This is a genomic window from Synechococcus sp. OH2 (assembly GCF_047462155.1).
Lineage (GTDB): Bacteria > Cyanobacteriota > Cyanobacteriia > Thermostichales > Thermostichaceae > Thermostichus.
Window position 1 is genome coordinate 49354 of sequence record NZ_JANSIR010000041.1, and the last position, 12287, is coordinate 61640.

Annotated in this window: 13 protein-coding genes and 1 tRNA gene; 6 read left to right on the plus strand and 8 right to left on the minus strand. The window is 61.0% G+C overall.

Annotated elements, in window-relative coordinates:
• The first annotated feature begins 14 nt into the window (after positions 1 to 14).
• Entirely contained in the window at positions 15 to 680 is a 666-nt protein-coding gene (gene bchM, locus NW835_RS03060) for a magnesium protoporphyrin IX methyltransferase (RefSeq protein ID WP_414377342.1), read from the plus strand.
• A 206-nt stretch (positions 681 to 886) separates the two neighbouring features.
• On the opposite strand, the gene NW835_RS03065 is transcribed toward bchM, so the two are convergent.
• The 4 genes from NW835_RS03065 to NW835_RS03080 all read right to left on the minus strand — a co-directional run bounded on the left by NW835_RS03065 (position 887) and on the right by NW835_RS03080 (position 4320).
• Positions 887 to 1615, minus strand: coding sequence for a HEAT repeat domain-containing protein (locus NW835_RS03065; RefSeq protein ID WP_414385291.1), 729 nt, complete (start codon positions 1613 to 1615; stop codon positions 887 to 889).
• Between the two features lie 93 nt (positions 1616 to 1708).
• The gene (locus tag NW835_RS03070; protein ID WP_414414491.1) at positions 1709 to 2467 is read right to left on the minus strand and encodes a peptidylprolyl isomerase; all 759 of its coding nucleotides are present in this window, start codon (positions 2465 to 2467) and stop codon (positions 1709 to 1711) included.
• 70 nt (positions 2468 to 2537) lie between these two features.
• Positions 2538 to 3335, minus strand: coding sequence for a hypothetical protein (locus tag NW835_RS03075; protein ID WP_414365931.1), 798 nt, complete (start codon positions 3333 to 3335; stop codon positions 2538 to 2540).
• A gap of 61 nt (positions 3336 to 3396) precedes the next feature.
• Positions 3397 to 4320 carry a DUF1517 domain-containing protein gene (locus NW835_RS03080; protein WP_414365932.1) on the minus strand — a complete coding sequence of 308 codons (924 nt, stop codon included), beginning with the start codon at positions 4318 to 4320 and terminating at the stop codon, positions 3397 to 3399.
• A gap of 207 nt (positions 4321 to 4527) precedes the next feature.
• On the opposite strand from NW835_RS03080, the gene NW835_RS03085 reads away from it, so the two are divergent.
• From NW835_RS03085 to nusB, 3 genes are all read left to right on the plus strand, one after another.
• Positions 4528 to 5391, plus strand: coding sequence for a Cof-type HAD-IIB family hydrolase (locus NW835_RS03085; RefSeq protein ID WP_414370496.1), 864 nt, complete (start codon positions 4528 to 4530; stop codon positions 5389 to 5391).
• 14 nt (positions 5392 to 5405) lie between these two features.
• A complete protein-coding gene (locus tag NW835_RS03090; protein WP_414414492.1) occupies positions 5406 to 7565 on the plus strand; it encodes an ATP-dependent helicase in 2160 nt (719 codons plus the stop codon).
• A 111-nt stretch (positions 7566 to 7676) separates the two neighbouring features.
• On the plus strand, positions 7677 to 8531 hold the full coding sequence (gene nusB, locus NW835_RS03095) for a transcription antitermination factor NusB (protein WP_414414493.1): 855 nt from the start codon (positions 7677 to 7679) through the stop codon (positions 8529 to 8531).
• Between the two features lie 5 nt (positions 8532 to 8536).
• Here nusB and NW835_RS03100 read toward each other — a convergent pair whose 3' ends face one another.
• Positions 8537 to 8875, minus strand: coding sequence for a DUF29 domain-containing protein (locus NW835_RS03100; protein ID WP_414414494.1), 339 nt, complete (start codon positions 8873 to 8875; stop codon positions 8537 to 8539).
• Between the two features lie 76 nt (positions 8876 to 8951).
• Positions 8952 to 9023: transfer RNA gene (locus tag NW835_RS03105), tRNA-Gly, on the minus strand.
• A 103-nt stretch (positions 9024 to 9126) separates the two neighbouring features.
• Here NW835_RS03105 and ssuE point away from each other — a divergent pair.
• Complete coding sequence (gene ssuE, locus NW835_RS03110) at positions 9127 to 9654, plus strand: NADPH-dependent FMN reductase (protein ID WP_414370493.1); 528 nt, start codon at positions 9127 to 9129, stop codon at positions 9652 to 9654.
• A gap of 99 nt (positions 9655 to 9753) precedes the next feature.
• On the opposite strand, the gene NW835_RS03115 is transcribed toward ssuE, so the two are convergent.
• A complete protein-coding gene (locus NW835_RS03115; protein ID WP_414365832.1) occupies positions 9754 to 10173 on the minus strand; it encodes a hypothetical protein in 420 nt (139 codons plus the stop codon).
• A 168-nt stretch (positions 10174 to 10341) separates the two neighbouring features.
• Between NW835_RS03115 and NW835_RS03120 the strand changes: the two genes are divergently transcribed.
• Positions 10342 to 12012, plus strand: a complete 1671-nt coding sequence (locus tag NW835_RS03120; protein ID WP_414414495.1) for a hypothetical protein — start codon at positions 10342 to 10344, stop codon at positions 12010 to 12012.
• Here NW835_RS03120 and NW835_RS03125 read toward each other — a convergent pair.
• A partial coding sequence (locus NW835_RS03125) for a glycosyltransferase (RefSeq protein WP_414414496.1) occupies positions 11967 to 12287 on the minus strand: 321 nt, incomplete at its 5' end. The genes NW835_RS03120 and NW835_RS03125 overlap by 46 nt on opposite strands.

Genomic DNA, 12287 nt, shown 5'->3' on the forward strand with positions numbered 1-12287 from the left:
CAACTGGCAGTCTTATGCAGGAAAAAACCATCGTCCGCAACTATTTCAACACGGTCGGCTTCGAGCGCTGGCGCCGCATTTACGGCAACGAGGAAGTCAATTTCGTCCAAAAAGATATTCGACTGGGCCATGCCCGCACGGTCGAGACGGTGTTGCAATGGCTGGGGGATCCCTCTGGTTTGCGCATTTGCGATGCCGGCTGCGGGGTGGGCAGCCTTAGCTTGCCTTTGGCCGCCCGCGGGGCGCAGGTGTTCGCCAGCGACATCTCGGAGCAAATGGTCAACGAAGCGCGTCGCCGCCAACAGATGGAGCTGGGATCCACAGACAACCCCCAGTTTCAGGTTTTGGATTTGGAGGAACTGACAGGGGAGTACGATGTCGTCGTCTGCCTGGATGTGATGATCCACTATCCCGAAGCCGACGCCCTGCGCATGCTCAGGCACCTGACCGGACTGGCCAAGTCTCGTCTGCTCTTCAGCTTTGCTCCCAAAACTCCCTGGCTGACGCTGCTGAAGAAAGTGGGGGAGTTTTTCCCCGGCCCCAGCAAGACCACCCGCGCCTATCAGCACCGCGAGGCGACGCTGGTGAGCCACCTTACTGAGTGGGGCTGGAAAGTGCAACAACGGCAAACCATTCAAAGCCGCTTCTACTTTGCCTGGCTGCTCGATCTGGTGCGCTGAAGCCGCCACCCAGTTACAGTCGTTTCCAATGGCAATGAAACCGTTCGTTGCCTCGATCCCTAACTCCCCTCTCCCTGAAGGAGAGGGGCTGGGGGTGAGGGCTGACTCCCTGAGGGAGAGGGGCTGGGGGTGGTCGCGTGAGCGGCGCGGAGCGCTTGGGCTGACTCCCTGAGGGAGAAGGGCTGGGGGTAGTCGTGTCGGGTAGTTTACTTAAGGTTATCCGCTTGCTCCGGCAAGTCGGGATCTGCCAACTTTAGGAGGGCAAGCCGCGCATCGTCCCGCACTCCCCAATCGGGATCGCGGCTGGCGCTTGTCAGCAATTGCCTTTTCAACATCGCGTAAACGGTGGGATCCTCGAGAGCCAATTTCACCTGTTGCCCGAGGATCCCCAAGCTCCAGGCACAGTTGCCGCGGACTGCCGCCACCGGATCGTGGGCCAAACCCCGACAGAGGGCTGCCGCTACCTCCTGCAGAGCCGGGCCGGACAACACCTGAGCTTGGGCCAATTGTCCGAGGGCGCTGGCCGCCCAAAGCCGCACTGCCGCGATATCTTCAGCCAATACTTCCAGCAACACCGGATAGGCGCGGGGATCCTTAGCATTGCCCAGGGCCCACACCAGGCCTTTGCGTACATAGCCATTCCAATCCCGGCGCAAGCTGTCGATCAGCACCTCCACCTCAGCGGGAGCCGGATTGCGACCCAGGGCATAGGCCGCTCCCACCCGCACCAACGGGCAGGGATCCCTGAGCAAAGCCAATAGGCGCGGGATGGCGCGGGGTTCTTCGATCTCACAGAAGGCGCGGGCTGCCTGCATCCGCAAACGGGGATCCGGATCCTGCAACTGCTGCAGCATCCGCTCCACATCCACCTCCGGCGGCGAGTGAGGTGGCAGCTCGTCTAGGGGTTCAAGAGGAGAAAAAGCGTCTTCATGCATGAAAAGGCGCCCACAGGTTGCTGGAGAGGGCGAGCACAAAACTCTCCCCTCCCCAAGCCACGACAGCCGAACCAGCAGCAGAGCTGCTGCCTATCATAAACCGCCGGGGGCCGCCGTCTGATCTGCTCCTGCTGGATACCTGAGCAAGTCCGCTCCTTCCAGCACCCGTGCCGAGCGGATCACATCCCCCACCTGGAGGCGCTCCACCCACTCCATCCCCTCGATGACATAGCCGAACACGGCATAGCGCCCATCCAGGATCGGCAGAGCAGAGAGGGCGATATAAAACTGGGAAGAAGCCGAGTCGAGAGGGCTGGAACGGGCCATGGCTACTGCCCCCAAGCGATGGGGCAAGGCCAGCTTGCTCAGGGCGATGGGATCCTCAATCAAGGTGTTGTAGCGGGGATGAGGCTCCCCGCGCACCTGGATCTCCAAAGGGATGGTGCGCAAGCGGTTGCTGCCCGGCTCGGTGGCGCCGCCGGTGCCATCCCCCCGCGGATCCCCGCCCTGCACCACAAAGGGCTGGGGATCTTTCTCCACCCGATGGAAGGTGAGACCGTTGTAAAAGCCCCGCTGCACCAAATCCACAAACTGGCCGGCAGTAAGGGGCGCCTCCTCCCCGTGGATCTCCAAGAGGACCTTGCCCACTCCTTCGGCAGTTTGCACCTCTAACTCCACCACTGCGTTCCCTTGCAGTTGCGGGCGATGGGCGTAGGCCGCTGGGATCCCAGATGGAGAGCCAGAAGAGGGGGGCGCACTGCGACAAGCGAACAGACCGAGACAGAGGTACCCCAAAGCTAAGCCCAATCCCACTTTGCAGCGGCTCATTCGCCCCAGCTTGGCGAATTTCATCTGCCCCTTCTCCCTTTTTTGATCCAACCTTCCACGGGGATCGCTCTCCCGATGAAAGAAGGATATCTAGCTAGATCCGTTGCGACAACCCCAATTGCAAGGTGACGCTTTGAGCGCCATTGCTTACCCTCACCCCGTAGGGGCTGATGGAGGTGACCCGCCACTCTGCTTTCACCGCCTGGCCAACCGGCACCTGTCGCACCACGTTGTCAATCAGAATCAGAGCCTTAGGATCGCCTGGATCGTGGATCAACCCCACCAGCTTCATCTGCGGCACAGGCTGGGCCCGGATCCGCGCCAACGCCGGCGGAGCGGCTACCCTCGGGGGAGGAGGAGCACTGGTTGCCGCTGCAAGGGTAGGAGCGGCAGCCACCGGCGGAGTTGCAGAGAGTGTTTTCGCCTCCGGCTTGGCCAAGGTTGTCCCAGGTGGCTCCTGAGACGAAACTTCCGCAGATGGATCTCGAGGAGTTCCACCTCCCGCAGATGGGGGCAGGGATGGTTCCTGGGCCAGCAGGAAATCGGAGTTGGGAGAATCGGGGGCCTCAGTCAAAGGATCCCTCAGCCGAGGAGGAGTGGCCTGAGAAAAGACTCCTGGCCGGGGGCGCAGGGTCATCCAGAAGGCTAGCCCTGCCACCAGAGTGGTCGCCAAAGCCAAACCCAGTAGGATCCCTGAGGCAATAGAAGAGCGCCGCAAAGGCAGCGGCGGGCGCGTGCCCCAATAGGGGTACTCTTCCACCAGCCCTTCTTCAAGGCTGTGCTCCAAATCCTCAAGCAGCTCATCCAGCAGGGAATCTGCTTGACCCGTGTAACCCAATGCAGCCCAAGGAGAACGACGGCTCCTGTCTGCCGAAGCATCAAACCCGGACATAGAACCTCCCTTGGCGGTGAGACCCCTAGCCGACAGCAGCCGTCTTCTCACCCCAGCGCCCTCACAGGAGCCGCATTTCCGGGTACTCGGTCAACAGCGCCTCTGCCGACAGGGTGTCTCCTTCCAACTGCGGCGTCCACAGCACTTCGATGGCCACAATTCGCTCCGCCGGAATGGAGGCCAACTGCAGCAGGCACTGCCGCAGATCCGCCGCAGATTTAACTACAGGTAGTGTACCTGAGTTGCCTCGATACGCAACTAGTAGAGTAACGACCAGATACTCGCCGACATCCGGGATTCCGGCAGCAGCGCGTTTCAGAACTGCTTGGGGAACCTGCTGAATCTGGTTGTTGCGGTTGCTGAGGGTTTCGGCGCTGAACTTGCTGCGCTCCTGTAGGGAAGCTTGATAGAACAGAGACTCGGCGCGGGAGAGGGGCAGCTTCTCTGCTTGGGCATGACCATAGGCCCAGTAGTCGCTGTAGCGCATCAAGCCGAGGGTGACCTCTTGCAACAACTGGCTCAGCCCTTCCGGCGATTGGGTATCCGCTTCCAGAGCCAGGGCGTTCATGTCTTTTTGCAGTTGTCGGGCGCTGGCCAGCAGGCCCACTTTTACCTGAGCCACCGTTACCGGCAGGTCAGCAACCCCCTCGTCGCCATCTTCAGAAACAGCCGAGCGCAAGCTGCGCACCAGAAAGCTACCGGCCCCAATCAAGAGCAGCAGTGTCAGCAGGCCGCCACCACCACCCCAGAAAAAGGGCACCACTAGGGGAAACCCAAACCCCCCTCCATAGCTGGGGTACACCGGAGCCGAGCGGGGGGCAGAGAAGGTCGGAGAGCGGAAAGAGCCACCGCCAATGCGACCACCACTGCGGGCCCAGACAGTACTGACAGGAGCCAAAGCCAAGATCAAGGCCAAGGCAACGGCTAGCAAAGGCCGGCAGACGCGACCAATTCGTTTCAGCATGTTCACGGTGTTTTTGTCCATCACGGGGCTAGTCTTCCTCAATTGTATGCTCTTTCCCTAGACAGCAGAGGGCAGGGATCCGATCCCCCAGCCGGCTATTTGAGGTATTCAATCCCTATCGAGATTCTTCATCAATTTCAATTTCCCATCGAGCTCGGGTTAATTTGACTATCGACAAACTCCGCAGCAGTCGTGTTAGGGTCTGGGAGGTTGCCAGGAGGAGGGGCAATGCAAACTGGAGCAGAAGCTCAAGTCCAGGAGAAAAAAAGGGAAAAGGGAGCCTGGATCCAGAGGGACATTCGGCTGTTGGTGGTGGACATCGACGGCACGATTGCGGGGCCTTCCAACCAGGTTTCGGAGCCGGTGCGGCAGGCCATTCAAAAAGCCAAGGCTGCAGGCGTGCGGGTGGCCATTGCCACAGGTCGGATGCATCGCTCTGCTGAGCGGTTTCATTACGCCATTGGAGCGGACATGCCCCTCTGCAGCTATCAGGGGGCGCTTATTCGGGATCCCGACAGCCAAAAGACCTTGAAGCACTGGAGCCTGGACTGGTCGCTGACGGAGGAGCTGTTGCAGGTGCTGCAGGATCAGCCGGTGGGGGTGCACCTCTACATCGATGACCAGCTCTATGTGCGAGAGCTCAGCCCCCTCAGCCAAGCCTATGCCGAGCGCTCCCAGGTGCCGCTCCAGATGCTTTCCCCCGCCCAATATGGGAAAAGCCCCACCAAGATCCTAGCTGTTTCGGAAGATACGGAGTTTCTGCAGGCATTACAGGGATCCCTGCGGCAGCGGTATTCTCCTGAGCAGATCTACCTCACCCGCTCGGAGCCGATTTTTCTGGAGGCCACCCATCCGGCGGTGAACAAGGGCAATGCCGTTCGCTTTCTGGCGGAAGAGCTGCTGGGGGTGTCAGCGGAGCAGGTGATGGCCATCGGCGATGGCGACAATGACATTGAGATGCTGCGGTATGCAGGGATCGGGGTGGCCATGGGGAATGCCTCGCCGGCTTTGCTGCCCCACGCCGATTGGGTGGCTCCTCCCGTCAGCGAAGATGGAGTGGTGGCGGCCATCGAGACTTTTATCCTCAGCTAGGTAGGGATCCGAGGGTGGGCTTGGCTGCTTCTCCTTTTTCCCAAGTCGCGTTGCGTCCAGAACAGCAACGGGCATTGGCGTATCGCTCGGGGCCTCTGGGGATCGCGGCAGTTCCGGGGAGCGGCAAGACGTTCATCCTGGAGCTGCTAATCGCCGATCTCATCCTGAAGCGAGGGATCCCACCGGATCGCATCGGGGTGTTCACCTACATGCGTTCGGCACGGGTCAATCTGCTGCGCCGTATCAACCAACGCCTGCAAGAGGCGGGCTACCCAGATCGCTTTACCCAAGCCTTTACCTTGCATTCCCTAGCGCTGCGGGTGTTGCGGGAGGCCCCCGGCCCTTGGGAAGAGCTGTCCATCCTGGAGGGATATGAACAGGAGCGCCTGCTCAGCCGTCTCTGCCGCGCCTGGCTCGCCCACCACACTTACCTCTGGGAGCCGCTGATTCCCCCCGACGATTCCCACCAGAAGGTGGTTCGAAACCGGACGCGGTTCCGGCGCAGCTTCCAACAGATGGTGCAGGCGGTGATTAGCACGGCCAAGAATCTGCGTCTGGGGCCGGAGCAGATCCCTGCTGACAGGGAGGGCTATCTGGGTTGGGCGGCTCCGATCTATGCCGCCTACCAAGCGGAGCTGCGCCGCCTGGGCAAGCTGGACTACGACGACCTGGGCTGGCAGGCGGTGGAGCTGATCGAGCGCGACCCGGCGCTGGGGCAGCAGGTGCAAAATTGGTATGACTACCTGTTCGAGGACGAGGCCCAGGACAGCTCCCCCCTACAAGAAGAGCTGCTGCGGTTGCTCAGCCAGCGCACCGGCAACCTGGTGCGGGTGGGGGATCCCAACCAAAGCATCATGGGCACCTTCACCACCGCCGAGCCGCGGCTGTTTCGTGACTTTTGTCAGGCCAGTCCCCGAGTAATCCTAGAAGAGTCCAGCCGCAGCGCCCCCCAGATCCTCGAGTTGGCCAACCGCCTAGTGGACTGGGTAAACCAGAAGCACCCCATCCCGGCCCTGCGCACCGCCCTGGCTCCCCAGCACATTCGTCCGGCCACCACCGGTGGCCAGAATCCCCCGGCCAGCGAGGGGCAGGTGGAGTTTCGCCGGGTAGCCGGATCGCCGGAGGAGGAGCTGCAGGAGGTAACACGGTGGGCCCTGGCAGCCGCCCAAGCTTTCCCCGACCAGACGGTGGCCATTCTGGTCACCACCAACGAGCTGGGGGGCAAGGCCCTCGACTACCTGCGGGAACTGGGGGCAGAGCAGGTGATCGACCTGTTGCGGGGCAACCCCAGCCAGCGGCGGGTGCTGCTGCAACTCAAGGGAATAATCGACTGGTTGGCCCAGCCCACTTCCTCTGCTCGCCTGGCTGCAGCCGTAGATCACCTAGCCGACTGGGCCGGGATCCCACGGGCTGAGCTACAGCCGATGCTGGGCTGGATCCGCGCCTCGCTGCCGGAGCGGCTGCTCTTTCCCCAGTTTGGGGAAGCCCCTACTTTGCCGGATAGCCCCTCTTGGCAAAGCCTGGGCAGGCTGCTGCGTACCCTGGGGGCTTGGCTGCGGGCTGGGCGCTCCCCTTGGCCGGAAGTGCTGAATGTAGTTGTCCAAAGCCTCTACCGCAAGCCGGAAGAACTGTTTGTGGGTCGCTACGTCATCGACCAGTTGGAGCAGGTGCTGGGATCCCTGCCTGAGGTCGATTGGCAGGAGATTGCCCAAGAATTTCAGGTGATTCTGGATTACCGCCTCAACAACCTGCCCTCGGAGATCTTTGCCTTCAACCCCGAGCCGGGCAGCATCACCGTTGCTACGCTGCACCGTGCCAAGGGTTTGGAATGGGATCAGGTCTTCATCCCCCAGGTGTCGGCCTACGAGTTTCCCGCCCAGTACGGAGAGCGTCGCCTTGGCCTAGCTTTTTTGGAAGATGTGGATATGCAGGCAGAGGCCCTGGCCCAGTTGCGACAGCTCAGCCGCAGAAGATATTGGGAGCTGCAGGCCAACTCTCCTACCGAACAGGCCTTTCTAGACTTGGCTGCAGAGCGGTTGCGGCTGCTATACGTGGGCATCACCCGCAGCAAGCGGCGGCTCACCCTCTCGGTCTCCAGCCAATCTCGCTTTGGCGAAGAGCAGAGTGCATCGTTGGTGTTTCGCGTGTTGAGCCGCCCTTCCGAGGCGAGTTGACAGCGAGGCCTCGGGTTCTTCCTTGCCCCGCCGCAGCCTGCTAGCATGGCTAAGCCCGGTAGCACCGCCTTGCGGGATGGGGCAGTCGTTTAAAAGCATGGGTATTCTGCAATGCAACCTCGGCGTGTTGCCCGCGAACTGGCCCTGCTAGGGGTCAACCAACTGCCGGCCACGGCGGCCAAACTGAGCGAAAAACAACTGGAGGACTTGCTGCTGGCAGCCATCCGCGCCCTGCAGGAAGAGACCCATGAAACTCTCTCCACGGCGGCGGCAGAAATTCAGCGCAGCGATCGCCTGTTGCACGAGAGTGATCCCCTGTTATTGGCTGCTTCTGATGCCAAGGAAGAGGGCGGATCTCGCTCCCTTACTGTCCGCCTTCAGCAGGCCCAACGACATCTACAACGCTTGGAAACGGCTCTGAAGGCGGCCAACGCCCGCGACACCGCGCCGGGAGAATTGCTGGAGCTGGCCCACCAAGCCCAAGTGGCCCTCAGCAACGCCGGCCAAGCCCTGGAACACATGGAACAGCGGCTGTACAGCGTCCGCCACATCCTGGATGAGGTCGTTCAGTTGTCCCAAAAGGCGGTCAACCGGCTGGGAGCTGCCCTCTCCATGCCGGAGCTGTTGCACATCGCCCAAGCGCAAGAGGTGCGCACCTATGCTCTCCAACTGTTGACTGCCCTGCGCACCCATAAGGAGGCTATCGATGCCCGTTTGCAAGGGGTTTTGGTAGGCTGGCAACTGCAGCGGGTGGGGCGGATCGAGCGCGATATCCTGCGCCTGGCAGTGGTGGAAATGGAGATCCTGCGCAGCAGCCCCGACAAGGTCGCCATCAACGAAGCTGTAGAATTGGCCAAAAAATACGGGGATCCGGAGGCCGCCGCTTTCGTCAACGGCGTGCTGCGACGAGTGGTGGACAACCCGGTGGAGACCCACGGGGGCCCTGCTGCCGGTTCGGCGGGCTGAGCAGATCACGGGGGATCTTCCTTGCCAGGGTAAAAGTCGGGATCCATCACCTGCTCTAATGTGTAGGGACACTGGGCCGGCAGATCTGTCTCAGACAAGGGCGTTTCTCTCACCACCACCAGGATCCCGTCCTGATAAGCTTCTTGCGGGGCTGCCACGGGCTTGAGGCTGAGATTGTCCCTGAGCAACCGCTGGATCTGGCGGCGTTGTTCGGTCATCGTTGCCCGCCAACCTTTGCCTCGCAGGTGGGGCTGGAAGTGCCCCTTCAGCAGATGTCCTAGCAAGATCCCTGGCCAGTTCAGCAGGGCAGCTTGCTCTTGCCTCCAGAAGCTACGTGCTGCCACTCCTCCCTTCAACCTCGACACTGGCTAGGGGTAGGTTGGGATCGGCAGCGGCGAGAGAGGGGTTTGCTGGTCCAGAAGCGGGCGATGAGACTCGAACTCACGACATCCAGCTTGGGAAGCTAGCGTTCTACCACTGAACTACGCCCGCACAGAACTGGGCCCGGCATCCTGAAGCCCTGTCTCTTCTAGTTTATCATCATCTTGCACGTGGGATCCCTGATACAACTGAGGCAGCCTTCTGTCTGCAACCTATGTCCAGCATCCTCTTGCTCTCCGGTAGTCCCAGCACTCCTTCTCGCTCGGAAGCGATTTTGCATCACGCTGCCGGGATCCTGTCCGGTCTCGGGTTGACAACGGAGTTTGTCTCGGTGCGGGACTTGCCGCCAGAGGATCTGGTGCGGGTCAACTTCGAGAGCCCTCAACTCAAGCAGATTCAGGAAAAGGTGGCCCAGGCCGCCGGGATCATTCTCTCCGTCCCTGTTTACAAAGCTTCTTACCCAGGTGTGTTTAAGGCACTGCTGGATTTGCTAGACCAAGATGCCTTTACCGGCAAGGTGATTCTCCCCATCGCCACAGGCGGAACGCTGGCCCACCTGCTGGCCATCGACTTTGCCATGAAGCCGGTGCTGGCCGTGATGGGCGCAACCCATATCTTGAAAGGGGTCTACATCCTCAGCTCGCAAATCCAGTTTGAGGCGGACGGCACCCTGCGGCTGGAGGCCGACGTTGAAGAACGTCTGCAAGCGGGGATCCGAGCGCTTGCCCAGGCGGTGCAATAGAGGCATACAACTTCTAGGAACTTTTCAACGATTTTTCGTTCAGGCAGCAGGGGACAGCTAGTGATTGAAAGACAACGCTAAGGTGCAACCAGGCCAGTCTCAGGGATCCCTTAACAGCACCGTCTCGGTCACAGCGGCACTTTGTCCCAACCGGTCGAAAACTCGCAAACTAAGCAGGTAGGAGCCGGGCACCAAGTTTGAAGGGGGGCGGATGCGGAAGCGGGTAGTGCAGGACACCTCGCCGGAGACACAGTTGACCTGGGCTGCTGACAGCGTCTGCACCTCGATCCCTGACCATGACACCTGAAACGCCAGCTCCGCCGGGATCCGACCCGGCACCGACACCGAGACCCCGACCTCCAAAAAGCCGCCCCGGCTGACGGCGGCAGGAATGTCGCTGCTGGTGATTAGCGGCGGCAAAGGGGTTCTGGCAGTGAGCGCGTCGGCACCACAACTGACCGAAGCTACACTCAGCAGGGCCAGCGCCAACTCCCAAAGTCTAGATCCCAGCTTGATCACAGGACTCCCGCCCCAAAACTAACTCCCCCAAGTATAGAGGATGGAGGTGACAGCTCTAGCGTCAGTTTTGCGGGAACTCAAAAACTCACACTATATGTGGTGTCGAGCTGGATATTTGCCCGGAGCATCTGCTAGAGTAAAGCCCATAACCTGTCGAGCAGCCGGGCTATGGAAGTGGAAGAGGAGCTAAAAGCCTTGCGGGCGCGTGTGCGCAACTTGGAGCGCTCCCTAGCAGAGTCAGAAGCACTGTCGTTGCAGCAGATTGAATGTACCCATTGCCTGGAACGGCAACTGCTTGAAGCGCAGGCCCAACTGCAGGAGCGGGAGCAAGCTTTGCAGGCTTGTCAAGAGGAGAAGGCGCGGCTGGAACAACGTCCTACCCTAGAAGCTTTTCAGCTCCAACAGCAACACATTGAAGAGTTACAAAATCTCCTCTGGGAAATGGAGCGCCGACCCACGCTGGAGCACTACCAGATCCTGCAGCAACAGTTGCAGACCAGCCAAGCAGAAATCGAAACCCTGAAGGCAGAACTGCAGCGGCGCGTTGATCCGGCCCGGTTCTATCAACTGCAGCAGGAGCTCTTGGAGCTGAAACAGCAGGCCAACCAGTTGGGGGAATATGCCGTCAAGTTGCCGCAGGTGCAGCTTTTGCAAGCCCAATTGCAGCTCCGCATCCAAGAGCTGGAGAAGGAAAAGGCACAGTTGCAGGCGCAAATCCAGGAGCTGGCCGGTCGGCCTTCTGCGCAGGAAATGGAAACCCTACGGACGGAGCTGGAAGCGGCCCACCGCCAGGCCGAGGCTGAGTGGCAGCGTCTCAAGGTGGATCTGGAAAGCGAAAAGGCACGCCTGCAAGCCGACTTGAATGCGGCACAGCAACGTCTTCGCGAATTGGAAGAACGCCCTTCGCAGGAGCAATGGGCAAGCTTGCAAGCGGAGCTGAACCGCTTGCGCCAACAAGCCTCTTTTGCCAAGGCTGAGCGAGCCACCTTGCTGGCGGAGCTGCGGCAGAGCCAGCAGCGTCAGGCAGAACAGACCCAGCACATTGCCAAACTGGAGGCGGAGCTACAGGCTCTGCGCCAAGAGCCAAAAGCCCAAGGGGATCCCAGCGGCGAGGCGGAGTCCCTGCAGGCGCAGCGGCTCCTTGCTCTAAAAGAGCAAGTGCAGGCTCTCACCCGTGAGCTCGACGCCTTACGGGCTGATCGGGATCAGCTTCTCCAAGAGCTGGCTCAGCGGCCCACCTTTGCCCAGTGGCAGGAAGTGCAGCAGCAGGTTCGGGAGCTGGCCCAGCGACCAACTCGGGAAAGCCTGGAAGAAGCCCAGCGGGCACGGGAGCTGGCGGAGGCCCATTATCTGGTTAGCCAAAAACAGCTCGAGAAGCTGCAGCAGCAGGTGGCGACTTTGAAAACCGAGTGTGTGCAGGCCCACGCCTATGCCCAAACTCAGGAAAAAGAGGTGGCTCTGTTGTTGCAACGCAACCAGGAGCTGGAGGAACAACTGGCCGCCCTGCGGCAGTCGTCTGCAGCTCCTCCCCAAGCAGTTGTCGAGCTCAGGTCTGGCCGCCCAGCTCAGGAACGGGTTCAGGCGGTGGCTGAAGGGCCTGCTCCCTCCCCACCCACCAGCCGACCCACAACTGGGAGAACGCCCCCTGGCGGGATCCCCCCCCTTACCCTCAAGGAGGAGCAGGATCACACAGAAAGGCTGCTGAAGCGCTCTGTTTTGGCCACGGGCTGCAGCGGCGGAGAAAGGGGGGAGCGCAGCCGCATCGAGTTGCCAACTTTTGTGCAGCGGCGGCTCTACTCAGCGCTCCATGCTCGCGGATCCAGCGGCTCTCCAGCTTGAAAACGGGGCCAGGCCCAGCGCAGCAGGGATCCCAGTTGGGCGTGAAACCGCTCCGGCCGAAATTGCAGAGCATGGGCACGAATCTGCTGCGGATCCCACTCCTGTCGCTCTGCCTGGCGCAGTCCTTCGACGAGGGCTTCCACACTGGTTTCGGGGATGAGGATCCCCGTTTGGCCGTGGATGACGGTCTCCCGGGTGCCTCCCCAGTTCAGGGCGACTACGGGGCGGCCACAAGCTTGCGCCTCCACCGGCACCAGGCCAAAATCCTCCTCCCA

What these genes read in the sequence shown, in the direction of transcription:
- bchM (WP_414377342.1), top strand. Translation starts at nt 15, where the DNA reads ATGCAGGAAAAAACCATCGTCCGCAACTATTTCAACACGGTCGGCTTC.
- NW835_RS03065 (WP_414385291.1), bottom strand. Translation starts at nt 1,615, where the DNA reads ATGCATGAAGACGCTTTTTCTCCTCTTGAACCCCTAGACGAGCTGCCA.
- NW835_RS03070 (WP_414414491.1), bottom strand. Translation starts at nt 2,467, where the DNA reads ATGAAATTCGCCAAGCTGGGGCGAATGAGCCGCTGCAAAGTGGGATTG.
- NW835_RS03075 (WP_414365931.1), bottom strand. Translation starts at nt 3,335, where the DNA reads ATGTCCGGGTTTGATGCTTCGGCAGACAGGAGCCGTCGTTCTCCTTGG.
- NW835_RS03080 (WP_414365932.1), bottom strand. Translation starts at nt 4,320, where the DNA reads ATGGACAAAAACACCGTGAACATGCTGAAACGAATTGGTCGCGTCTGC.
- NW835_RS03085 (WP_414370496.1), top strand. Translation starts at nt 4,528, where the DNA reads ATGCAAACTGGAGCAGAAGCTCAAGTCCAGGAGAAAAAAAGGGAAAAG.
- nusB (WP_414414493.1), top strand. Translation starts at nt 7,677, where the DNA reads ATGCAACCTCGGCGTGTTGCCCGCGAACTGGCCCTGCTAGGGGTCAAC.
- ssuE (WP_414370493.1), top strand. Translation starts at nt 9,127, where the DNA reads ATGTCCAGCATCCTCTTGCTCTCCGGTAGTCCCAGCACTCCTTCTCGC.
- NW835_RS03120 (WP_414414495.1), top strand. Translation starts at nt 10,342, where the DNA reads ATGGAAGTGGAAGAGGAGCTAAAAGCCTTGCGGGCGCGTGTGCGCAAC.